General features: G+C 71.2%; 22 protein-coding genes and 1 pseudogene. 10 read left to right on the top strand and 13 right to left on the bottom strand.

What is annotated here, in order from left to right; translation table 11 throughout:
- Positions 1-140: 140 nt before the first annotated feature.
- Positions 141-1,910: an alkaline phosphatase D family protein gene (locus ACFV2X_RS36855; protein WP_385625280.1), complete on the bottom strand. Its 1,770-nt coding sequence runs from the start codon at positions 1,908-1,910 to the stop codon at positions 141-143.
- 142 nt (positions 1,911-2,052) lie between these two features.
- Positions 2,053-2,724: an HNH endonuclease family protein gene (locus tag ACFV2X_RS36850; RefSeq protein WP_385625278.1), complete on the bottom strand. Its 672-nt coding sequence runs from the start codon at positions 2,722-2,724 to the stop codon at positions 2,053-2,055.
- A 452-nt stretch (positions 2,725-3,176) separates the two neighbouring features.
- On the opposite strand from ACFV2X_RS36850, the gene ACFV2X_RS36845 reads away from it, so the two are divergent.
- On the top strand, positions 3,177-3,758 hold the full coding sequence (locus ACFV2X_RS36845; protein WP_385625276.1) for a TMEM165/GDT1 family protein: 582 nt from the start codon (positions 3,177-3,179) through the stop codon (positions 3,756-3,758).
- 87 nt (positions 3,759-3,845) lie between these two features.
- On the opposite strand, the gene ACFV2X_RS36840 is transcribed toward ACFV2X_RS36845, so the two are convergent.
- Both ACFV2X_RS36840 and ACFV2X_RS36835 read right to left on the bottom strand, forming a co-directional pair.
- Positions 3,846-4,508, bottom strand: coding sequence for an HAD-IA family hydrolase (locus ACFV2X_RS36840; protein ID WP_385625274.1), 663 nt, complete (start codon positions 4,506-4,508; stop codon positions 3,846-3,848).
- A 137-nt stretch (positions 4,509-4,645) separates the two neighbouring features.
- Positions 4,646-5,941, bottom strand: coding sequence for a peptidoglycan-binding protein (locus tag ACFV2X_RS36835; RefSeq protein ID WP_385625272.1), 1,296 nt, complete (start codon positions 5,939-5,941; stop codon positions 4,646-4,648).
- 239 nt (positions 5,942-6,180) lie between these two features.
- Between ACFV2X_RS36835 and ACFV2X_RS36830 the strand changes: the two genes are divergently transcribed.
- Positions 6,181-8,253, top strand: coding sequence for a DHA2 family efflux MFS transporter permease subunit (locus tag ACFV2X_RS36830; RefSeq protein ID WP_385625270.1), 2,073 nt, complete (start codon positions 6,181-6,183; stop codon positions 8,251-8,253).
- A gap of 15 nt (positions 8,254-8,268) precedes the next feature.
- Here the strand turns inward: ACFV2X_RS36830 and ACFV2X_RS36825 are convergent, their stop codons facing one another.
- Positions 8,269-9,387: a winged helix DNA-binding domain-containing protein gene (locus ACFV2X_RS36825; protein WP_385625268.1), complete on the bottom strand. Its 1,119-nt coding sequence runs from the start codon at positions 9,385-9,387 to the stop codon at positions 8,269-8,271.
- Positions 9,384-10,373 (bottom strand): zinc-binding dehydrogenase, encoded by a 990-nt coding sequence (locus tag ACFV2X_RS36820; RefSeq protein ID WP_385625266.1) that lies wholly within the window; start codon positions 10,371-10,373, stop codon positions 9,384-9,386. Before ACFV2X_RS36820 ends, ACFV2X_RS36825 begins: the two co-directional genes overlap by 4 nt.
- Before the next feature lie 90 nt (positions 10,374-10,463).
- On the opposite strand from ACFV2X_RS36820, the gene ACFV2X_RS36815 reads away from it, so the two are divergent.
- Complete coding sequence (locus ACFV2X_RS36815) at positions 10,464-11,420, top strand: helix-turn-helix transcriptional regulator (RefSeq protein ID WP_385625264.1); 957 nt, start codon at positions 10,464-10,466, stop codon at positions 11,418-11,420.
- A gap of 121 nt (positions 11,421-11,541) precedes the next feature.
- Here the strand turns inward: ACFV2X_RS36815 and ACFV2X_RS36810 are convergent, their stop codons facing one another.
- Positions 11,542-12,102, bottom strand: coding sequence for a GNAT family N-acetyltransferase (locus ACFV2X_RS36810; RefSeq protein WP_385625261.1), 561 nt, complete (start codon positions 12,100-12,102; stop codon positions 11,542-11,544).
- Between the two features lie 122 nt (positions 12,103-12,224).
- Between ACFV2X_RS36810 and ACFV2X_RS36805 the strand changes: the two genes are divergently transcribed.
- Positions 12,225-12,875, top strand: coding sequence for a hypothetical protein (locus ACFV2X_RS36805; RefSeq protein WP_385625258.1), 651 nt, complete (start codon positions 12,225-12,227; stop codon positions 12,873-12,875).
- The gene (locus ACFV2X_RS36800; RefSeq protein ID WP_385625256.1) at positions 12,875-13,264 is read left to right on the top strand and encodes a hypothetical protein; all 390 of its coding nucleotides are present in this window, start codon (positions 12,875-12,877) and stop codon (positions 13,262-13,264) included. The genes ACFV2X_RS36805 and ACFV2X_RS36800 overlap by 1 nt, the downstream gene beginning before the upstream one ends.
- Before the next feature lie 26 nt (positions 13,265-13,290).
- On the opposite strand, the gene ACFV2X_RS36795 is transcribed toward ACFV2X_RS36800, so the two are convergent.
- Together ACFV2X_RS36795 and ACFV2X_RS36790 are read right to left on the bottom strand one after the other, a co-directional pair.
- Positions 13,291-13,722, bottom strand: coding sequence for a protein-tyrosine phosphatase family protein (locus ACFV2X_RS36795; RefSeq protein ID WP_385625254.1), 432 nt, complete (start codon positions 13,720-13,722; stop codon positions 13,291-13,293).
- A gap of 22 nt (positions 13,723-13,744) precedes the next feature.
- Positions 13,745-13,939, bottom strand: a complete 195-nt coding sequence (locus ACFV2X_RS36790; RefSeq protein WP_385625253.1) for a hypothetical protein — start codon at positions 13,937-13,939, stop codon at positions 13,745-13,747.
- Positions 13,940-14,627: 688 nt separating this feature from the next.
- On the opposite strand from ACFV2X_RS36790, the gene ACFV2X_RS36785 reads away from it, so the two are divergent.
- Positions 14,628-15,392 carry an SDR family NAD(P)-dependent oxidoreductase gene (locus ACFV2X_RS36785; protein WP_385625251.1) on the top strand — a complete coding sequence of 255 codons (765 nt, stop codon included), beginning with the start codon at positions 14,628-14,630 and terminating at the stop codon, positions 15,390-15,392.
- 101 nt (positions 15,393-15,493) lie between these two features.
- Here ACFV2X_RS36785 and ACFV2X_RS36780 read toward each other — a convergent pair whose 3' ends face one another.
- From ACFV2X_RS36780 to ACFV2X_RS36765, 4 genes and pseudogenes are all read right to left on the bottom strand, one after another.
- On the bottom strand, positions 15,494-16,102 hold the full coding sequence (locus ACFV2X_RS36780; RefSeq protein WP_385625248.1) for a TetR/AcrR family transcriptional regulator: 609 nt from the start codon (positions 16,100-16,102) through the stop codon (positions 15,494-15,496).
- A gap of 35 nt (positions 16,103-16,137) precedes the next feature.
- Entirely contained in the window at positions 16,138-16,464 is a 327-nt protein-coding gene (locus ACFV2X_RS36775) for an antibiotic biosynthesis monooxygenase family protein (protein ID WP_385625246.1), read from the bottom strand.
- A 372-nt stretch (positions 16,465-16,836) separates the two neighbouring features.
- A complete protein-coding gene (locus ACFV2X_RS36770) occupies positions 16,837-17,352 on the bottom strand; it encodes a hypothetical protein (protein ID WP_385625356.1) in 516 nt (171 codons plus the stop codon).
- Between the two features lie 484 nt (positions 17,353-17,836).
- Positions 17,837-18,013 (bottom strand): annotated as a pseudogene (locus tag ACFV2X_RS36765) (helix-turn-helix domain-containing protein); the annotation flags it as partial.
- A 150-nt stretch (positions 18,014-18,163) separates the two neighbouring features.
- Between ACFV2X_RS36765 and ACFV2X_RS36760 the strand changes: the two are divergent.
- From ACFV2X_RS36760 to ACFV2X_RS36745, 4 genes are all read left to right on the top strand, one after another.
- A complete protein-coding gene (locus tag ACFV2X_RS36760) occupies positions 18,164-18,670 on the top strand; it encodes a recombinase family protein (protein WP_385625244.1) in 507 nt (168 codons plus the stop codon).
- 569 nt (positions 18,671-19,239) lie between these two features.
- Positions 19,240-19,467: a hypothetical protein gene (locus tag ACFV2X_RS36755; protein WP_385625241.1), complete on the top strand. Its 228-nt coding sequence runs from the start codon at positions 19,240-19,242 to the stop codon at positions 19,465-19,467.
- A 391-nt stretch (positions 19,468-19,858) separates the two neighbouring features.
- Positions 19,859-20,299: a VOC family protein gene (locus ACFV2X_RS36750; protein ID WP_385625239.1), complete on the top strand. Its 441-nt coding sequence runs from the start codon at positions 19,859-19,861 to the stop codon at positions 20,297-20,299.
- Positions 20,300-20,427: 128 nt separating this feature from the next.
- The gene (locus ACFV2X_RS36745; RefSeq protein ID WP_385625237.1) at positions 20,428-21,624 is read left to right on the top strand and encodes a hypothetical protein; all 1,197 of its coding nucleotides are present in this window, start codon (positions 20,428-20,430) and stop codon (positions 21,622-21,624) included.
- Positions 21,625-21,681 lie beyond the last annotated feature (57 nt).

Raw genomic sequence — 21,681 nt, 5'->3', positions numbered from 1 at the left:
CATGCCGCTCGGCTCCCGGGAATCGCGCCGAGGCGGGGAACTCCGGCCTCCGTTGTGGGAGGGATCACGCCGGGTTGGTGTTTTGACGCACGGCCACAATTCGACTGCGGGAGGCGCGAATCGACTGCGGGGGGCGCGGGTCAGCCCTCGGGCCAGTCCGCTTCCAGGGCCGTGACCAGCCGCGCCCCGCCACCCGACGGATCGGGCCGTGCCTGGTCGAGCCGCAGCCGCGCGGAACGCCCGCGCAGCGTCAGCGTCATCAGCTGGTTGCCGAACCACGGGCCGCCCGTCTTGCGCCAGTCGAGCCGGCTCGGGGTGACTCGTCCGTGCCGGGCGAAGGCGCGGCCGAGCCGGCGGCCCGCCCGGCTCCAGCCGAACCGGAAACCGAGCCGGATCGAGGCGTACGTGCGGTTGTGCACGGGCGAACACGTCAGCTGCCGCACCTGGCTGTCCGGCGGCTGCGGCCAGCGCGACCAGTCGGGCTCGGCGACATACGCATGGTGCACATCGCCGGACAGCACACTGATCGTCGCCGGCGCCGCGGGCCCGCCACCGACCTTCGCGATCAGCTCGGTCAGCGCGTCGAAGGACGCGGGGAAGGCGGCCCAGTGCTCCAAGTCGCCCCGCTGGCGGAGGTCTTCCGCGATCCGTGCCCAGCGCGGGCCGCGCTTGCCGCGGCACACCGCGGCGTTCCACGCCTCCACGTCATGGACGAAGTGCGGCAGCAGCCAGGGCAGCGAGGTGCCGATCAGAAGGTGGTCGTACGGCCCGGCGCGGCCGCTCGTGGCATAGCTGTCCGTGCCCTCCAGCGCCTGCTCGCGCAGCCACGCCAGCTCGGGCTCGGCGACCATCGCCCGCGCGCCCTCCTCCAGCACCCGCGCGGCCCGGGTGTCGACCATCAGCAGCCGCACCCGCCCGAAGTCGCGGCGGTAGCTCCAGCGGGCGTACGTGGGGTCGGCGTCGGCGCGGGCGGCGAACTCCCGCAGCAGATCCGTGCCGTCGCCCTCGGGCGCGGCCCGCACCGCCGCGTACAACTCGTCGGCGGCCAGTTCGGCGGGGGAGAGATTGCCCAGGTGCTGATGGACCCAGTACGACATCAGGCCGCTGAGGATCCGCTCCTGCCACCACGGGGTGGCGCGCATCTCCCGCTGCCATGCCTCGCTGGTGTTCCAGTCGTCGATGACGTCATGGTCGTCGAAGATCATGCAGCTGGGGACGGTGGACAGCAGCCAGCGCACCTCGGGGTCCAGCCAGGACTCGTAGTACAGCTGGGTGTACTCCTCGTAGTCGGCGACCTGCTGCCACGGGGGCTGGGTCACGTCGCGCCGCGCGGCGAGCCGGCGGCGGGTCTCCTCGGAGGTCTCGTCCGCGTAGACCTGGTCGCCCAGCAGGACGAGCACGTCGGGGCGCTCGGCCCCGGGGGTGTGGGCGAGGGTGTGCGCCAGGGTGTCCAGGGCGTCGGGGCCCATCGGATCGGCCGAGGCGTCGGCGGGCGGCGCGGCCCACCGGCAGGAGCCGAACGCGACGCGCACTGCGGCGGTCTCTGGGGAGGCATCGGGGGCGGCGTCAGGGTCGGGGGCGGAGCCGGCATCGGTATCGGCATCGGAGGCGGAGGGCCGGGCGGGGGTGCGGATCGTGGAATCCGGGAAGCGGGAGTCGGGCAGCGGCCACACCTGCTCGCCGTCCAGCAGCACGCGGTAGGCCGTCTCGCCGCCCGGACGCAGCCCGGTGACCGGGACCAGCGCGTAGTGGTGGCCGGCGATCGACCAGGTGCGGGCCGCGCCACCCGCGCCGCCGGCGCAGCGCACCTCGGCCTCGCAAGGCCGGTCGGCCTCGATCCAGACCGTCGCGCCGGTGCCGGTTTCCCAGTCGACATGGCGCAGCAGCGGTCCCAGGCGCAACCCGGCCATCCGGCCCTCCTCCGTCGCTTGGTGGCGTGCAAGGCCTTACGGTACGGAACGACGAAGGAGGGCGCGGTGGTTCCGGTGCGGAGCCTTCAGCACCCGTTCGGGTCGTGCGGGACAACGGGTGCTGGTTGTCCGGGACGGGGCCTCAGCAGCCGTTGAGGATGGAGCTGAGGGCGCTCTTCTCGGCGGAGTCGACGGACAGGCCGTAGTAGTACTTCACCTGCACCCAGGCGCGGGCGTAGGTGCAGCGGTACGAGGTGACCGGCGGCAGCCACTCGGCCGGGTCCTGGTCGCCCTTCGCCTGGTTCACGTTGTCCGTGACGGCGATCAGCTGCGGACGGGTCAGGTCGTTGGCGAACGACTGGCGGCGGGCGGTGGTCCACCTGCTCGCGCCGGAGTCCCATGCCTCGGCGAGCGGGACGAGGTGGTCGATGTCCAGGTCGGAGGCGGCGGTCCAGGTGGCGTTGTCGTAGACGGAGCGCCAGGTGCCGCTGACCGCGGCGCAGCTGGAGTCCTGCTGCACGTTGGTGCCGTCGCGCTTGAGGACGACCTCACGGGTGTTGCAGGCGCCGCTCTGGGTGATCCAGTGGGGGAAGAGATCACGGTCGTAGCCCGTGCGGTCCTCCGTCGCCACGGTCAGCGAGGCGAGGTAGGTGCGGGCGGTGGCGGCGCTTACGGGGGTGGGCAGTGCCGCCTGGGCGGCCGGGCCGTTGAAGAGGCCCGCCAGGGCCATCAGACCGGTGGCCGCGGCCAGTACGCTCAGCCGTCGACGCGCGTAGAAGCCGCGCCGGGCGAAGGCGTTGCGTATTCGGGACATGCGAACTCCCTTGGAGTGGGGGACGGTTCGGCCCGGTGAGAGCCGGGTAACGCGGGGGTAATGCTGTCGCCGGAACGTTTCTCTCCGGAGTGCGACAGGTAACAGATTGGCGACATGGACACGTCATGTCGAGGGGTTGGGGCGCAGAGATTCCCTCGGGCCGGCCCCCGCTCCCGACCTCCCCGGCCCCTGCTCCCGGCCCCCGGCCACCGCGCCGGGCGCGTCGCGTATCCTTGCGAACAGCAGAAGGGGAGTAGCTCTTCGCCGGACCGTCGACATACTGCCCGCCCCTCGTGGTGCGGGCCGGCGCCCGGAGCGTATGGCACCCGTCCCGATGGGGAGGTGCGTACGCCAGCGAGACCTTCGGCCGCAGTGTCCGACGCTGCCGTGCCGAAGCGACCCCTCCCCAAGGGCCCCTCTCGGTGCGGCCCGAGCCCCTTGAGGTAACCCCTGTGATCAGTCTCACCATCGCCGCCGTCGTCTTCGGCGTCGTCTTCCTGGCCGAGCTGCCCGACAAGACCGCCCTCGCCGGGCTGATGCTCGGCACCCGCTACCGCGCCTCGTACGTCTTCGTCGGGGTCGCCGCCGCCTTCGCGGTCCACGTCGTACTCGCGATCGCGGCGGGCAGCGTGCTCGGGCTGCTCCCGCACCGCCTCGTCCAGACGATCGTCGGAGTGCTCTTCCTCGGGGGCGCGGCGATGCTGCTGCTGAAGAAGGACGACGGGGAGGAAGAGATCCGCACCCCCGCCGACCAGAGCTTCTGGAAGGTCTCGGGGGCCGGGTTCATGCTCATCCTGGTCGCGGAGTTCGGCGACCTGACCCAGATCATGACGGCCAACCTGGCCGCCCGCTACGACGACCCGCTGTCGGTCGGCCTCGGCGCCGTGCTGGCTCTGTGGGCGGTCGCGGGGCTCGGCATCCTGGGCGGCCGCACGCTGATGCGGTACGTACCGCTGCGGCTGATCACGAAGGTGGCGGCGCTGGTGATGCTGGCGCTGGCGGGGTTCAGCCTGTACGAGGCGGTGGCGGGCTGACGCTCCGCCGTACCCCGGCCCGTACGCCACAGCGTGAGACCCCCGGCCCGGCCGGGGGTCTCACGCTGTGGCGACCGGGCTGTGTTGTCAGTCCGTGAAGTGCAGACGCAGGGTGCCGTCCGGCAGCGCCTCGACGCGGATCTGCTCCAGGTCCCGTACGTGTGCGTCAGGGGCGTGGCCCGCGGCTCGGGGACCGACCCCGACGACCCGCATACCTGCCGCCCGGCCCGCCGCGATGCCCGCCTCGGAGTCCTCGAAGACGACGCAGTCCTCGGGCTCGAAGCCCAGCTCGGCCGCGCCCTTGAGGAAGCCCTCCGGGTCCGGCTTGCTCGCCCCGACGCACTCCGCCGTGACCCGCACGCTCGGCATCGGCAGCCCCGTCGCGCCCATCCGGGCGCGGGCCAGCCCCTCGTCGGCGGAGGTGACCAGGGCGTGCGGCAGGTCCGCGAGCGAGGCCAGGAAGGCGGGGGCGCCGGGGATGGGCACGACGCCGTCGACGTCCGAGGTCTCCCACTCCAGCATCCGCCGGTTGTCCGCCAGGTTCTCCTCCATGGGCCGCTCGGGGAGCAGCACCGCCATGGTGGCGTGCCCCTGCCGCCCGTGTACGACCTTGAGCATGCTGGTCGCATCGAGCCCGTGCTCGGCGGCCCAGCGGCGCCAGCAGCGCTCCACCACGGCGTCGGAGTTCACGAGGGTGCCGTCCATGTCGAGGAGAAGGGCACGAGCGGTGAACGGGGCGGTGGCCGGCATCGACGTACTCCAAGGCGCGGGAGAAGAGACAAGTGGCTCCGCCCGCCGGTCAGGGAGTGCGGGCGGAGCCACTTTGTTTCTCTACGATACAAAGACCTTCGCCGGTGCGCCAGTGGCACCGGCGGGGCCTTCGCGTTTTACGGTTCGTCGGTTCGCGACTCCAGAGCACGGCGCGTGTTGGGCCCGTAGACCCCCTTCGGGTCGCCCTCCACCCCGTAGGTGTTCTGGAAGCTGGTCACCGCGTTCCGTACGCCGTCGTCGTACTCGCCGTCCGACGACCCCAGGTAGAGCAGCAGCTGGCCCAGCCGCTTCTGGAGCTCGACCACCTCGGAGCCGCTGTCGCCCTCCTGCAGCACGGGCGGGCCGGTGGGGGGCGGGGTCTCGGTCGGGTCGGGGGAGACGCTGCCGGTCGCGTCGGTCGCCGAGGGGGTGGGTGAGGTGGTCGACTTGGAGGGTTCCTTCGACTTCGAGGCCGACGGCGAGTGGCTGGGCCGCGGGCTCGCGCTCTCCTTCTTGGCGGCGGAAGGCGTCGTGGCGGGGGTGGTGGACGACGCCGAGGGCGAGGGCTTCTTGTCGGGCGACTTGTCGTCCTTGGTCGACGGGTCGTCGTCCGGTGCGCTGGTGCTCGGGTCCGACAGCGTCCGGTCGGCTTCCTGGTCGTGCTTCTTGTCCCCGCCCAGTAAACCGGTGCCGAAGGCCAGCGTGCTCGCCACCGCCACCGCGGCGGCCCCCGAGAGCACCGCCACCACCGGGCCTCTGCGGCTCTTCCGGTGGCGCCCGGCGCCCGGCCCGCCCCCGGACCCGCCCCCGGCGGGAGTGGACGCGTCTGCCTCGGTCCGCGCGGCCTCGGCCGCCCCGATCCGGTCGGTCCGGTCGGTCCGGTCGGTCCGGTTGACCGGGCTGATCCGGTCGATGGGCTGCGTGACGGGCTCGAACGCCTGGGTCACCGCGGCGGCCCCCGCGGCCGCGGCGGTTCTGTGGTCTCTGCCCGCGTCTCTGCGCGCTCTGCCCGCTCCGGCCGCTGCTCCGTCCGCGCCGTCCGCTCTCCCGGCCTGGTCTCTCCCGGCCTGTTCGAGTTCCGCGTCCGCATCGTGGGCGTCGTGGTCCTCGCGGGCGGATCTGCGGGTCGTCATGCGCTCGAACAGCCGTATGTCGCGGAGCTCGGGGCCCTTGCGGCGCTCTTCGCCGGCGAACGTGACGTACGGGCGTGGGCCCATGGGGTCGTCGCGTATCTCGTCGTCGAAGCCGTCGCGCGTGTCCTCACGCATGCTCTCGCGCGTGTTCTCGCGTATGCCGTCGCGGTCGTCGCGTATGTGGTCCTCGCTGTCGCCCGCCGCCGCGGCAGCCGCGGCGGCGCGCGCTGCACACGCGCAACCGGGGCGGCCGTTGTCGCGCGCCGGCGCGAAGCAGTGCGGGCAGAGGTCTGCCGTCACGGGTCTTTCCCTTCCTGGAGTCGCAGCGATTATGCAGAGCCTGTCATGTTCCGCGCAGCGCTTCCCAATGAGTGTGGGCCTTCTCGGCAGGCCGTAACGAGACATAAAGGCGAGGATGGGGGTGAAGAACGCGGACCGGGACGAAGGCGACGAGTCAAGGCGAGTCGGCGGCTGGTCGAGGACGGAGCGCGGAGGCCCGCGCGCGGGCTGCCGCGCGCTGACAACGTACGGAGTCACCCATGGCGCAGGACGCGAGTCCCTCGACCCCGGCCCCGGGCCCCGTGGCGCTCGGCCCGGGGGAGGGCCGTACGAGGCGTACGGTCCTCGTGGCGATCGGCGCCCTGCTGCTCGGACTGCTGCTCGCCGCCCTCGACCAGACGATCGTCGCCACCGCCCTGCCCACGATCGTCAGCGATCTCGGCGGACTGTCGCATCTGTCGTGGGTCGTCACCGCGTATCTGCTCGCCTCGACCGCCGCCACCCCGCTGTGGGGCAAACTCGGCGACCAATACGGGCGCAAGAAGCTCTTCCAGGCCGCCATCGTCATCTTCCTCATCGGCTCGGCGCTGTGCGGGCTCGCCCGGAACATGCCGGAGCTGATCGTCTTCCGCGGGCTCCAGGGGCTGGGCGGCGGCGGGCTGATCGTGCTGTCGATGGCGATCGTCGGCGACATCGTCCCGCCCCGCGAACGCGGCCGCTACCAAGGGCTCTTCGGCGCGGTCTTCGGCGCCACGAGCGTCCTCGGGCCGCTGCTCGGCGGGCTCTTCGTCGACCACCTCAGCTGGCGCTGGGTCTTCTACATCAACATCCCCCTCGGCATCATCGCCCTCGCCGTCATCGCCACCGTCCTGCACATCCCGGTCCGCGGCGCCCGCCACACCATCGACTACCTCGGCACCCTCCTCATCGCCTCCGTCGCCGCCGCGCTGGTGCTGATGACTTCCCTCGGCGGCGTGACCTACCCCTGGGGCTCCTGGCAGATCGTCGGGCTCGCGTTCCTGGGGCTGGTGCTGCTGGTGGCCTTCGTACGGGTGGAGGGGCGCGCCGCCGAGCCCGTGCTGCCGCTGTATCTCTTCCGCAGCCGCTCCTTCGCGGTCTGCTCGGTCATCGGCTTCGTGGTCGGCTTCGCGATGTTCGGCAGCATGACCTATCTGCCGACGTTCTTGCAGGTCGTACAGGGCGTCAGCCCGACCCTGTCCGGCGTCCATATGCTGCCGATGGTCTTCGGCATGCTGCTCGCCTCCACCGGCTCCGGCCAGGTCGTCAGCCGTACCGGCCACTACAAGGTCTTCCCGATCCTCGGCACCGGCGTCACCGCCGTCGGCCTGCTGCTTCTGCACCAGCTGCGGCCGTCCACCGGCGTGGCCGAGACCAGCGTGTACTTCTTCGTCTTCGGCTTCGGGCTCGGCCTGGTCATGCAGGTCCTGGTGACCATCGTGCAGAACTCCGTCCGTTACCAGGACCTCGGCGTCGCCACCTCCGGCAACACCTTCTTCCGCTCCATCGGCGGCTCCTTCGGCGTCTCCGTCTTCGGCACGATCTTCGCCAACAGCCTCGCCCCCCACCTCGCCCATGTGCTGGCCGGACAGCGGCTGCCCCCCGGCGTCGACCCCAGCGCGCTGAGCGCCGACCCCCGAGGGGTCCGGCTGCTGCCGGCGGCGCTGCGGGCGAGGGTGCTGGACGCGTACTCCGTCTCCATCACCGATGTGTTCCTGTACGCGGCGCCGTTCGTGCTGATCGCCTTCGTCCTGGCCTGGTTCCTCCACGAGGAACCGCTGCGGGCCAGCGTCACCGCGCCCGAGGCCAGCGAGGTGGTCGCCAGCAACCCCGTCGAGCGCTCCTCGCACGACGAGGTCGCCCGCGCCCTCTCGCTGCTGGGCAGCCGCAAGGGCCGCAGACAGGTCTACGAGGACATCGCCAAACGCGCCGGCCTCGACCTCAGACCGGCCGCGAGCTGGATGCTGCTGCGGATGACCCACTACGGCGGGGTCGAGCCCTACCTGCTGGCCGAGCGCTCGACCGCGCCGCCGTGGGTCATCACCGAGGCGGCCCGGCAGATCGAGGAGCGGGGGCTGGGCGCGCGCGACGGGGTGTCGCTCGTGCCGACCGAGGAAGGGCGAAGGGTGGCGGAACGGCTCTACCGCGCCCGGGGGGAGTCGCTGGCGGAGCTCCTGGGCGACTGGTGGTCCCCGGACCGGCCGACCGACCTGATGGAGCTGGTGCGGGTGCTGAACCGGGAACTGTGCGGCTCGGACGCGGAACAGCCGGACGACGGCGGCGCCCGGCGCCCGGGACCGCCGCGGACGGCGTAGGCCTGACACTGGACTCTACGGGGGCGGTTCAGGGGCGCTGTAGGACACCACCCGGCCTCCCACGAATCGCAGCAGCCGGTCGGCTTCCTGTTCCAGGGCTGCCCGATCGGTTGCGCAGAGCGGTCGGAACGGGGTGAGCCGCAACGTCCCGGCGTCGAGGGACCATGTTCCGTGCACCCAGCCGTCCACCAGGAAGGTGGGCCGTACCCTTGCCTGGCCGGGCATCACCCACTTCCGGTCCTCGTCGCTGATGACCCGAGTCCGGTCGGCGTGACCGAGCAGGACGTTGTCGAAGGCGGGCAGCAGCCGCACTGGAGCGGGCGTCTCGGGGTCGGGCAGCTCCGCGTCGGCCAGATCGATCAGGTCCCTGCCGTCGGGGCCGGAGTAGCGGCGCAGTTCGGCGCGCATCTCCGCGACGACCTCGCCCAGGCGGGTCAGTCCGCACCAGGCCTGGACGTCCTTCACTCCGGCCGGGCCGAAGGCGGCCAGATAGCGGCGGATCAGCTCCTTGGCCGAATCCTTGGCGGCAGTCGTCGTCGCTGCCGTCGCCATCGGCTGTCCCAGCCAGACCTCGGCGGGCGTGACGGAGACCGCCGACCGGTTGCCCCAGGAGCCCCATGCGCCGGTGGCCGCGCCGTGGACGAGGGGGGTGCGCAATTCCACCTGCCCGGCCAGAATCCGGCCGTCGCGTCCCGGATGGCGTTCGGCCAGCCGCCGGGCCAACTCCTTGCGCGACAGCGTCCCTCCCGCGAGCAGGCCGAGTCCCTCGGCCACCAAGGACGCCGCGTCCAGACCTGTGCTGTTCCGGGCGAAGTGGGGCGAGCCGGCCGTACGGTCGAGCACGGGCTGCAGCAGCGGCCGCAGCAGGCGGAAATCGTCGGCCGCGGCGAGGTGCTGGGTACTGCGGAGCAGACCGGAGCGGACCACCTGCCGGTCCTCCAGCAGTGTGGTGAGCTCGTACTGCGTGAAGGCGTGGATCCTGCTCCACAGCCCGACATAGGCCCAGTTCGGCTCCTGTGCCTGCAGTGCGACCAGCCGCCCGATCACCTCCAGCGCACTGCGATCGGTGCGCCCCAGCAGGAACTGGCGGCCCATCAGCGCCCGGTTCAGGGTCCGGAGGGAGAGGGCGGTCACGACAGCCGCACCGAGACATTGCCCTGGTAGGAACCCTGCAGCAGGGAGAGGAACGCCTGCGGCACGTCCTCGATCCCACCCTCGACCACCGTCTGCGGATAGACGAAGCGGCCCTCGCCCAGCCAGCTGCTGAAGTGCTCACGCCAGGCCGCTATCTGATCAGGCGTGTGGTAGCAGGAGAAGGGCAGCAGCTCGACGCCCCTGGCCTCGGCCGCCGCGCGGTCCGGCTGCGGAAAGCGCTGCGCTGCGTCACCGAGCTGGCTGGACAGCGAGCCGCACAGGGCGAAGCGCGCCCCGGGCCGGGCCGCCTGCAGCGCGCCCTGGTACTGCTCGCCGCCCACGACGTCGAAGAAGACCGAGATGCCCTCGGGCGCGAGCTCCCGCAGCCGGTCGGCTGCAGAGCCGTCGTGGTAGTCGAAGGCGGCGTCGTAGCCGAGTTCGTTCACCAAGTAGTCGACCTTCGCCAGGCTGCCGGCGCTGCCGATCACCCGAGCCGCACCAAGGCACTTGGCGATCTGCCCGGCCAGCGAGCCAACCCCGCCCGCCGCGCCGGAGACGAAGACCACGTCGCCTTCACCGACGGCCGCTACCTCGGCCATCCCGTAGTAGGCGGTCGGTCCCTGGCCGAGGTAGTAGCCCGGGTCGGCGAAGAGCTCACGATTTAGCTTGACGTACGAGTCGGCCGGGCCGGCCGAGTACTCGCTCCAGCCGGTCATCGACTGGACCAGGTCACCGACCTCGAATTCGGGGCTGTCGGATCGGACCACGGTGCCGATGGCGGCCACCCCTACCCGCTGCCCCGGCTGCCAGGCCGGGACCGGGATGGTGCAGTCGGCCCGCATCAGCTCCAGGTAGGTCGCGGCGAGCCCGATCTGGTCGGTGCGTACCAGGACCTCGCCGTCCACCACGGTCTTGGCGACGGTGAAATGGTCGAGCGTGGGGGTGCCGGTGATCTGGGCAGTCAGCTGGATCTCGCGGGCGATCATTTTCGTCCTTGCCTCGGGTGCGGCTGTCGAGATCGACTCTAGGGAGGCTTCCGGTCAGTTTCCGGCCGGAAGTCGAGGCAGGATGTCGCCATGGCGAACACCAGCTCACGGACCCTCAGACTGCTCTCGCTGCTGCAGACCCACCGGCACTGGTCCGGCCTGGAACTGGCCGACCGGCTCGGGGTCTCCGAGCGGACGCTGCGCCGCGATGTCGAGCGGCTGCGCGAGCTCGGCTACCCGGTCGGCGCGGCCCGGGGCACCGACGGCGGCTACCAGCTCGCGCCCGGCGCCGTTCTGCCGCCGCTGCTGCTGGACGACGAGGAGGCGGTGGCCCTCGCGGTGGGCGTCGGCGACGCGGCGCAGAGCGGGATCGCGGGGATGGAAGAGGCGTCGCTGCGCGCACTCACCAAGGTGGTGCGGGTCCTGCCGCCCCGGCTGCGGGCCAGGGTGGACGCCCTGCGGGCGATGACCCTCTCCGCTGCCGTGTCCGGTCCGGTCGTCGCGGCGGGGGTGCTCACCGCGGTCGCCCAGGCTTGCCGGGACGAGGAGCGGCTGCGGTTCGGCTACACGGCCAGGGGCTCCGCACCCACTGAGCGCGAGGTCGAGCCGCACCGCGTCGTCGCACTCGGCGGACGCTGGTACCTGGTGGCCTACGACCTGGATCGGCACGACTGGCGTAGTTTCCGCCTCGACCGGCTGACCGAGCCGACGGCGACCGGCACGCGCTTCCGGCCGCGCCTGCTCCCGGCCGAGGACGCCGTGGCCTTCGTCCAGGCAGCGAGCGGGGCCCCGGCTCCGTACACGGTCGAGGTCCTCGTGCACGCGCCCTCCTCGCGGGTGCGGCAGGTGGTCGGCCGCTGGGGCTCGATCGAACCGCTCGATCAGGACAGCTGCCGACTCACCATGACCTCGACCTCCCTCGACTGGCCGACCCAGGCGCTGGGCAACGTGGGCGCCGAGTTCGAGGTCCTGGGGCCGCCGGAGTTCGCCACGCACGTCCGGGAATGGGGCGCCCGCTTCATCCGGGCCACCCGCGCACCCGTATGACCTTCCTCGCCGTGATAGCCGGGATCACGGCGGCCGAGTGCGGCGGGTGCACCCGGCGGGCACGCCCTGCGGGGGCCGCCGGTATGGGGGACACACCCGCCGGAGGCCGCTGCTTCAGCGGTCAGCCGACGACGCGGTCGCCGAGCTCCTTGCCCAGCCAGACCTCCGAGTACGGACCCTCGCAGAACGGCGGCACGTCCACGTACCCGTGCCGTGCGTACAGGGCCCGCGCCTCGCGCAGATCCAGCCGCGTCTCCAGCACGATCCGCCCGGCGCCCAGTTCACGCGCGGCCGCCTCGGCCGCCGCGAGGAGCACGCCGCCCGCGCCCAGGCCGCGCTTGGCCGGCCGTACGAACATCCGCTTGAGCTCCGCCGTACGGCCGGGCCCGGGCTCCGCCGTACTGCCGCCGGCCGGCAGCCGTACGCCCGCGCAGCCTGCGAGCTCGCCGTCGTGGTGGGCCACCAGGAACACGCCGTGCGGCGGGGCGAGGTCGTCGCTCGGCATCTCGGCGAGATGCTTGTCGATCTCCTCGGGGGTCGTGGAGCGCCCCTCATACAGCTCGTACCAGCGGTCGGCGACATCGACGAGATAGTCGCGCAGCAGACCGGCCGAGACGGCGTCGTCGACCGGGTGCGGGGCGACCGTCCAGGGCGCGCGGGGATGGGGTGTGCTGCTGCTCATGGCGGGCATCGTGACAGCCGCCGCCGCCCCGCGCACCTGAGTTTGAGGGCGGCGAAGGGGGCAACCCGGCGGGGAACAGCCCCCGGACGGAAGGGGGCACAGGTGGAAGGCAGAAGCAGACCATGTCAACTGGCGTGAGCATCACCGTGGTTGTCGCTGCCGTCGTCCTCGTCGCCGCACTCGCGGCCGCGCTCGCCGCGGGGTTCGTCCGAGTGCGCGACGGAGGCCGGAACCGCGCTCTGCGACGCCGCTTCGGGCCCGAGTACGACCTGACCGTCGCCCGCCACACGGGCGATACGAGAGCGGCGGAGCGTGAGCTCGACGAGCGGCTGCGGCGGCACGGCCGCCTCAAGACCCAGCCGCTCTCCGGCGAGCTGCGCGAGCGGTACGTGGCCGAATGGGCCGGGGTGCAGGAGGAGTTCATCGAGCAGCCGGCCCGCGCCACGGCCGACGCCGACCAGCTGCTGGCCCGTCTCGCCCACGACCGCGGCTTCCCCTCCGACCGCTACGACGAGCAGGTCGCGGCCCTGTCGGTGCACCATGCGCACAGCGTGCAGGGCTACCGCCAGCTCCACGCCGCGGCCCTGCGGGCCCGCGAGGGCCGGGCGGACACCGAGGAGCTGCGCGAGGCCGTGGTGCACGCCCGGGTCCTCTTCGAGGACCTGGTCAAGCCCCCGCACCACGGCGGCGACGGAACGCGGCCGCATACGCACACGCGCACGCATATGCCGTGGGCGATGCGCGGCGGGCACCTGGGGCGGGGTGACGTCTGATGATGACCGAGAATTACGACGCGATCCCGGCTCCACGCGCCGCAAGCGCCAAGGCCGCAAGCGCCAAGGCCGCAAGCGCCGCGAGAGCTGAAGGAGCCATCCCCAACGGCCCCACCTTCCCGGTCCTCCCGCCGAGCGAACAGGACGAGCTGGCCCGCCGCCTGCGGGACGCCGTCGGCGGCTTCGTGGACGCCCCGCGCGACGCGGTGGAAGAGGCCGATCTGCTCCTCGACGAGCTGTCCACCCGCCTCACCGACCTCCTCGCCGACCGCCGCCGTACGCTCAAAGACGCCTGGCGGGAGAACGAGTCGGGCACCGTACGGACGGAGGACCTGCGGCTGGCCATGCGCGGCTACCGCAACGTCCTGGAGCGGCTGCTGAGCGTCTGAACGTCTGAGTGTCCGAGCGGGTTGGATCACGTGGTGAAGCGGGCCACGAACCGGCGCTGCCAAGGCGTCTCCACGGCGCGCGGCGCGTAGTGCTCCCTGACGTAGCCGACCGCCTCGTGGCCCGGCACCCCGTCCAGCACGGCGAGGCAGGCCAACGCCGTGCCGGTGCGCCCGACCCCGCCGCCGCAGGCGACCTCGACGCGTTCGCCCGCGGCGCGCTCCCACGCTTCGCGCAGCGCCTCCCCGGCCGCGGCACGGTCGGACGGCAGCCGGAAGTCCGGCCAGCGGACCCAGCGCGCCTCCCAGGAGACGGCGGGCGGCTCCTTGCCCAGCAGATACAGCGCGAAGCCGGGCTCCGGCCCGGTCGGCAGGGGGTGGCGCAGCCCCCTGCCCCGTACGAGTCGACCCGACGGCAGCCGCAACACGCCCGCCGCCGTGGGCTCCCAAGTAGTGATCATCCGAGCGAGCGTAGCCCCCGCGTCAGGCCGACGCGCCGATTGTGACGATGCCGACGGACTCGGCCCCGACAAGCAGTAGACATGCCTGGAAGCCGTAGTCCTCATCCGAGACGTCGACCGGAAGGCCGATCCCGTACGCCGGCGGAGCCACACCGCCTGGGCGGTCGGTGACCTGTGCGGTGACGGTGTCGAACACGTCCCGGCCGAGGAAGGCCACCAGCTGATCGCCTGGGAAGCGGGGCTGAGGGTCGTCGAATCCAGCCCGTCCGACCCCGAAGAGAACGCGTCGGTCAGCAGCCGGTGGACCTCTTCGGCCACTTCTCCGTCCGGACGCGCGCTCGTCCATGGCACTCCCGGGCGCTCGATCGCATGGTTCAGCACCTCGACGGCCACCGGATGACGATGCCCCGATGTCCCCTCGCCCGGGAACGTACCCGGGAACCGGCCGTACTCGGCAATCTCCGGCGGCGTCGGCGATGAGTCCCACGGCCGCTCGCTCGGCGACGGCGCGCTCCCCGTAACCGGCACCGACCAGTACGCGGGATACCCGGTCCCGGGATGTTCGGGCGCCCAACGCTGCAACAGGTGTGTCGCGGGCTTCAGCTCAAGCGACGTCATCCCGCTGTCCCCCGAGTGATCGCTGAAACGGCACTTCGCGGGTGTCATGCGGCCACGCCGGGCGTCCCGGCCGAGGGGACTTCATGGCCTGAGGTCTTCGCCGGGCGTCGGGCAGGGGCGATGGGTCGGCGCACACCGAACTCTGGACTTGCCGGTCCAATTTTGTCCTCGCACAGTGGGCACTGCGCCCTGGCGGTCCAGGGCCCCGTCCGGCCGGAGGCGGCATGCGGTTCGGCCGCGCGGTTTCACGGTGGAGATTCAAGCGAGATCAAGCAACGGAGTGGACCATGTCGATGCGGCTTGCGGGCAAGACCGCGCTGGTGACCGGCGCGACCAGCAACATCGGGCGGGCGATCGCGGAGGCATTCGCCGCCGAGGGGGCATACGTCGTCGTCTCGGGCCGCAGCGCCGAGCGCGGCCAGGAGGTCGTCGACGGAATCCGCGCCCGCGGCGGCCGCGCCGACTTCGTACGGGCCGACCTGGACGGAAGCGCCGCCGCCTCGCAGGCGCTGGCCCAGGAGGCGACGCGGGTCCTCGGCGGCCGTATCGACGTCCTGGTCAACAATGCCGGCATCTACCCCGGTGATGCGACCGCGGCCACCGACGAGAAGACCTTCGACCGGGTCTACGCGGTCAATGTGAAGGCCCCGTTCTTCCTGACCGCGGCCGTCGCGCCCGCCATGGCGGAGTCCGGCGGTGGAGCGATCATCAACCTGGGCTCCTGGATCGCCCGGCTGGGCGTTCCCGTCGGCGCCCTGTACAGCTCCACCAAGGGAGCCATGGAGACCCTGACCCGGGCCTGGGCTGCCGAGTTCGGGCCGCAGGGCATACGCGTGAACGCGATCTCCCCGGGCGTGGTGCTGGCGCCGGACACCGGAGAGGCCCACGCCGCCGAGGTCATGATGAAGGGCACCCCAGCGGGCCGGATGGGCACCCCCGACGCCATCGCGAGCGCCGCGGTGTACCTGGCCGCCGACGAGTCCTCATTCGTCCACGGCATCGTGCTCGACGTCGACGGCGGCCGGACCACCGTTGCAGTCATCGCCGCTTGAGGGGGTGGGGGTGGGCGGTTTCGGCGAAACCGCCCACCCTTCCGTTACCGCCCACCCACGCCTCGTACCCGACGAGCAGGACGGCAGATCACGCCGGCGGGTCACGCCGCGGCGCGGCCCGCGTGGCGCAGATCCGCGATCCCCTGATCGAGAGCGGCACGCAAATGGTTGGACTGCCCCGTCGACAGCAGGATCGACACGCCCCCTTGGATCGCGGCCAGCAGCGCCGCGGCCCGCGCGTCGACATCGACATCGGCGGGAAGCCTGCCGTTCGCCTGCAGCGCCCGGATGCCCGTCGCCAGGCTCTCCTGCCAGCGGCGCATCAGCTCGATCACGATCGCCCGCGTCCCGGGAGTCGAACGCCCGATCTGAAGGAACAGCGACCCCAGCGGACACTGGTCCCCCTGGGTCTCGTAGCGCGTGATCACCACGTCCCGCCACTGCTCCCAGGCATCCCAGGAGTCGAGACACCCGAGATAGGGCTGCTGGTCCTCCAGGACCTGATCCGCCTCGAACTGGGCCACCGCGACGAGCAGTTCATCCTTCCCGGCCGGGAAGTAGTGGAACAGCTGGCCCTTGCTGGTGCTGGTCCGCGCCATGATGTCGTCCAGCGTCGCCGAGGCGACGCCCATCTCCCGCAGCACCGCCGCGGCCCCCTCGACGATCCGGCCCCGGGTCGCCTTTCCCTTCGCCGTCAGCTCCCCGCGCAATGACCCACCTCCTCACCGGACGCCTATGGGGGCGGTCAGCCCTGCTTGGGTCCGGCCTGCTGTACGACCTCGAAGGACCACAGCGTCGACCCGGAAGCGGCGGGCTTCTGCTGCGGCGCGCCCTCGCCGCCGCGCTGGTGGGCCGCCTTCATCGGGCCCTCCATCCACGCCTGGAAGTCCTCCTCGCTGCGCCAGCGCGTATAGACGAGGTACTGGTCGGTGCCCTCCACCGGCCGCAACAGTTCGAACCACTCGAAGCCGTCGGAGTTCTCGACCGCTCCCGCCCGCGACGCGAAGCGCTTCTCCAGCACCTCGCGCTGCTCCTCGGGGACCGCCAGCACATTGATCTTCACGATGCTCATGGATCCATCCTGCCTCAGCGCCCCACCGACCCCGGGCGGGACCCGGCCGGGGTCACACAGACCAGGAGTCGGCCGGGTCGTCCAGCCACCCCCGCTGTCCTTTTGGCGTGACCGTAAGACCAAACCGGGTGTGCTCCGGCCTGCCCCGGTCTTTCCACCACCGGTATGCCGCCTCCACCTGTCGAACGGCCACATCAGGTCAGGCAGAAAGGCGGCCCGGTCGACCGCCGCGAAGGTCGGGGCCCAGTCCGGCGACATCGCACGCGTTTCAAGGAGGACCCGCCCCAGCTCCTCGCGGCTGGGGCGGTCCCGTCGTACGGAGACGGGTGTCACCCTCCGCCTCCGCCGTACTCGTCAGGCCGGCGCACTGATTCAGTTGGCCAATCCTGCCCGCTTCGCCATGACCAGGAGATCTGGACGGCTGCGCTGGTGCACGGTCCAGAGCACGCGCAAGACCTCCCGCGCCATGGGATGGATCTCTGCCATCTGAGGAGCGACGCGGAAGGCGTACTTCAACGCGTCCTCCGCGCCCACCAGATCCTTCGTGGCCAGACGAGCGCGGGCAGTGTCGATGGCCAACCGGCCGACACGCGACGGCTTGAGACCCGCCGGAGGCTGCTTCAACAGGGGCCCCGCTACCTCAGCCGCCTTGTTCGGGGCGTCCAGCTCCACATGTGCGGCCAGTTCGTACAGGGCCGTGTTGCCAGGGCCAAAAGTCAGGTTGTGCTGGAGGATGTCCGTGGGGATCTGTGCGGCCAGAGCCGTCGCCCGGCGGACGTGGTCCGCGGTGGCGTTCTTGTCTTTGTGCCGGGAGGCCAGAACGACACCGCGCAGGTGGAGCGAGCCGAGGTGGACGGCGTGCTCCAGACCGTTGCCTGGCCGACTCATAGCGCACGATCGCCCGTTCCACGATGGCCAAGCCGTCGCCGTACTCGCCGGCTGACTGATACGTCCCCGCCTCGTTCCACGCAGCAGCCGCTTCCGCGCTGGGGTTCCACGTCTGCTGCGCTGCCCACGTCTGCCGCGCAACGATCATGTCTGCCAGGTCCGGCTGACGGAATCGATGGGCGACGGCGTAGGCGCAGCTGTACACGTCGGCAACTTGGCCCCACGCTATGGCGTCGCCCCCGGATGCCATAGCGGTCGCGGTCGCCTGGCCGAGCAGCTTGGGGAGGAGCAGGAGCAGCGACAGATAGTCAGTATCTGCCCGTAGTTGTGCGGCCTCTTTGAGGGAAGTCGCCAGTTCGGCAGGGGGCGGAACATCCTCTCTGGGCAACGTGTGCCGACGGACAACAGCGCGAAGGTCGTTCATCAGCTCGTGCTGCTTCGACGGATCGGCGAACGGGTCGCCGTAGATTCTCGCCGTCGTCACATGCAAGGCGGACGCTGCGGCTGCCACGAGGGGCGGAGTGGCCGGGCGAAGTCCCGTCTCGATCTTGCTCAGGTACGAGAGCGAGATATCCATGAGGCGGGCAAGTTTCGTCTGGCTGATCCCGCGTACCTTCCGCAGAACAGCGATGTTCTCACCTGCTGACGGTGCGCTGTACATGATCCCACCATCCCACGCGCAAGTGCGTTCGTCCGTGCGTCCCAAGGCATCTGACGCTCCGTCGTGCAACTTCCGAGTTAACTGATCATGGTCTCCCAGTAGTTGCCTAGTTACAAGCGGGAATAACGATCGACCCGGGGAGAATTGGGCATGGGAGACGCCGCCGCACCAACGCTTGCATTTATCTACGACCGAGAGGCGACATCTCAGGTAGACAGCCTGAACCATCGAATAGCGACCTGCCGGGCCTACGCGGACCGGATGGAGTGGGAAGTAGTCGGCCAGTGGATCGACCGCGGAGACGCCGCGCTGAGCGACCGGCGCCCCCTCTGGCGCGGGATGGTGGCCGAGATGGAGGCGCAGGGGCAGGGTCGTAAGATCGCCTGTCTCGTAGCCGACTGGGGTCGCATCAGCCATAACGACGAAGAAAGCGCGCGTCTTCGCCAACTCGTCAGCATGGCGGGTGGAGTCTGCGTAACAGCCAGTGGCGAGGACGACTCCGGAGAGGGCGCCAGCCGCGGACGGCTCACCGCTCCGCCTCCGCCGTACGGCACTGGGCGCGACGCTGCCAGCAAACGTCTGCGCAGGCGCGGACAGGAACTGTCGCCCGGTGTGATTCTCGTAGAGCGCGACCACATCTCGCGAACGACGACCTGACGCATTCGGCGAGCGGCATCGGTGCAGCCTCGCCGACGTGATCATGGCTGCTGAGAGCCACGAACGGCGGCTGGCTCAGATCACGGGCGTCCCCCACGACGTGGACGTGGACCCCACATAGGCCCCCTGCCAGGCTCACGGCTGCTCCGCTCGATGGACGCCGGAACGGCTTCCGTCCAGCGGACGGACGGTGGGGCGCTGGTTCGGTCATCGTCAACTGCCGGCGCCCCACCAGACCAGAAACCCCGTCCCGGCCGCGTGCTTGCAGGCCGGCGACCGGGACGGGTGCCGCGCACCACCGACACAGAGAGGTAGGCGCATGAATGACGCTACAGGCTTACTAGTCGGCAAGGACCGGGCCGGAGTGATCCGGACGGTCCTCAGCAACAACCCCGGCATGGCGGAGGACATGGCGGAGGGTCGTTGACGAGGCCGTCAAGTTCACGGCCACCTGCGCGAAGAACCCCGGGGCCCGGCTGAGGCCGTCTCGGGTCGTTGACGAGGGATGGCACGCCCTCATCCTCCACACCCGCATCTACAAGGAGCTGTGCGAGGACTTCGGGCGGTTCGTGGACCACGTCCCGGAGCCGCCGGACCCGTCGCGGCACAACCCGGGTGAGCTTACGCGGACGCAGGAGCTGATCCGGGAGATGGGCTTCACCGTCGACGACGCCTTGTGGCTCGCGCCGACGGACGAATCGATCCCGGTCGCTGCCGACTGCGAGCACTCGCCCCCTGGCCCGTACGGGAGCTGCACCGGAGACGGTGGCGGCGACGGACCGAGCGGTCCGAACTGACAAAGCGCTGACCGATAGAGCAGGTGCCGCATATCATCGTCACAGGGGGTGTCCAAGATGGTGCAGTGGGTGAACCCGGAGAGGGCTGCTCTCGTGAACCTCGTAGACCAGCTCCGGGCGCCGACCAAGCGGCAGGGCGGCGCGTGCGGCTGCACGAGGCGCCGCAGGATGCCCGCAGTCGTCTTCGTCGGCCAGGACGGCAGGCCGTTCTTGGTGCCGTGCAACGCCTGTGGCGGTACAGGTATCGCCCCGTAAGTCAGTACAAAGTGGCCCTGCTCGTGCATCTCCCTGTGGCGCCGGGCGGGGCCTCGTACCCCGGCACCCCACCGACCCGCGCGGGACCGGGTCCGGCGGAGCGGTGGTTGTCAGAGGTGCGCAGTACGGTCCGATCATGGGAGCCAGAATCGATCTGACCTTCGACTGTATGGACGCCCAGCTCCTCGCCGAGTTCTGGAAGACCGCGCTGGGCTATATCGACGAGCCGCCGCCTCCTCCCTTCAAGACGCGCGAGGAGTGGCTGGCGCAGTTCGATCTGCCGGAGGACGACTCCGCGGACGACGGGGCATGGCTCTGTGATCCGGACGGTGTCGGTCCCCGGCTGTCGATCCTCAAGGTGCCGGAGCCCAAGACGGCGAAGAACCGGCTTCACATGGACATCCGGGTGCCGGGCCACGGCAGTGCCGAGGAGCGGTGGGCGCGGATGACGGCCGAGGCGCAGCGGCTGGTGAGGGCCGGGGGGACGGTGGCGGAGGAGGTCGACGGGCATCACATCGTGATGGCCGACCCCGAGGGCAATGAGTTCTGCGTCGCCGCCGCCCCGGCCTCCACCTGAGGTTCGTTGGCCGACACCGGCCCACACGGGACCGACCTGTGACAGCACCGGCGTTGATCTGGTCGCCGCGCATCGTGCACCGTAGGGGCGCCGCGTCGAAGCGCGAGGCACGAACGAACGGGGGCGTCATGGGAGTTGGGGCCGACGGCGGGGCGAAGCGGGTGCGGGAGGAGCGGCCCGGGCGTGCCGCGTGGTGGGCGGCGGGGGTGCTGCTGCTCGTCGGGCTGGCGGGCGTGCTGGGGGGCGTGCTGGGGCCGGACGCTCTGGTGCTGCCAGGGATTGTGACGATGTTCGCCGCGTCCGGGCCGCTGATGCTGCTGCTCTGTGTGGCGCTGCTGAGCCGTGGGCCGCTGCTCCCCTGGAGGTCGATCAAGCTTCACCGGCGGGTGGCCGTCGTGGCGGCGGTGGTGGCGGCGCCGGTGGCGCTGACCGGTGTCGTCGGGTGGGTGATGAGCAACACCGGTGGATACGCGATGAAGTACGGCGAGCACCGGACGATGAGTCTGCCCGGCAAGTGCGAGTCCGGAGACTCCGACCATTCCTGCTCCACGGTGTGGCCCGAGGACGACACGACCTCCGAGGGGAGGATCTTCGGCGACTACGTCCACGGCACCATGTACTTCTCGGACAGCGGCTGGGCTCGCTACGCGAAGTACTACGGCATGGCCGGAGGCTTCTACAAGCCGGGCGACGACAACGACCCCACGGGGGTTGAACTGGACGTGCGCGTGGTCGGATCGGACGCGTACGTCGCCATCGGCTACCGCAGCAACGTCCTGACCCCGCTCGGGCGGCCGCCCATCCCCTGGCTGGCCGCCGCGGCGCCGCTCGTCGTGCTGATTCCACTCTGGCTCGGCTGGAACGCCGCCGTTCGGATGCGGACGTATCTGTCCGCTCCGGCTAGGCCATCCGCCCCGTCTGCTCCATCCGCTCCGTCCGCGTCGAAGCCTCGTACCGCCCGGCGGCCGCGCGGGAAGCCGAAGGCCATCACCCTTACCTCGGGCCACGCCCGAGTGAATGTCGACCACGACGGGTTGACGGTCGAGACGGCGCGCGGGCCGTCGGGCGCGCCGCGTTGGCTGACGCAGTTGGGGATGGGCTGGCCGGAGGTGGCACGGCTTGCGTTCGAGAACGATTCTCGGGACCCGGTCGTCGCTCTGTTCGTCTACCCGGTGGGGGGAACGCGGCGCTACGTCATGGACGGCTCGCATCTGTCGCGGGCCCAGTGGGCGGAACTGGCCGATGCCATGGCTGCCCTGACCAACGGTCGGGTCACCCTCCGTCTCGACGGTCTGGAGGGCCGTTGGGTGAACCCGGACTCGTGAACCCGGACTCGTGAACCCGGACTCGTGAACCCGGACTCGTGATGTCTCCATGGGGTT

The sequence above is a fragment of the Streptomyces sp. NPDC059679 genome, from assembly GCF_042734105.1.
In the GTDB taxonomy this organism is placed as follows: domain Bacteria; phylum Actinomycetota; class Actinomycetes; order Streptomycetales; family Streptomycetaceae; genus Streptomyces.
Note: the sequence above shows the minus strand (reverse complement) of the source record. Positions and strands in the feature narration are given on the sequence as shown.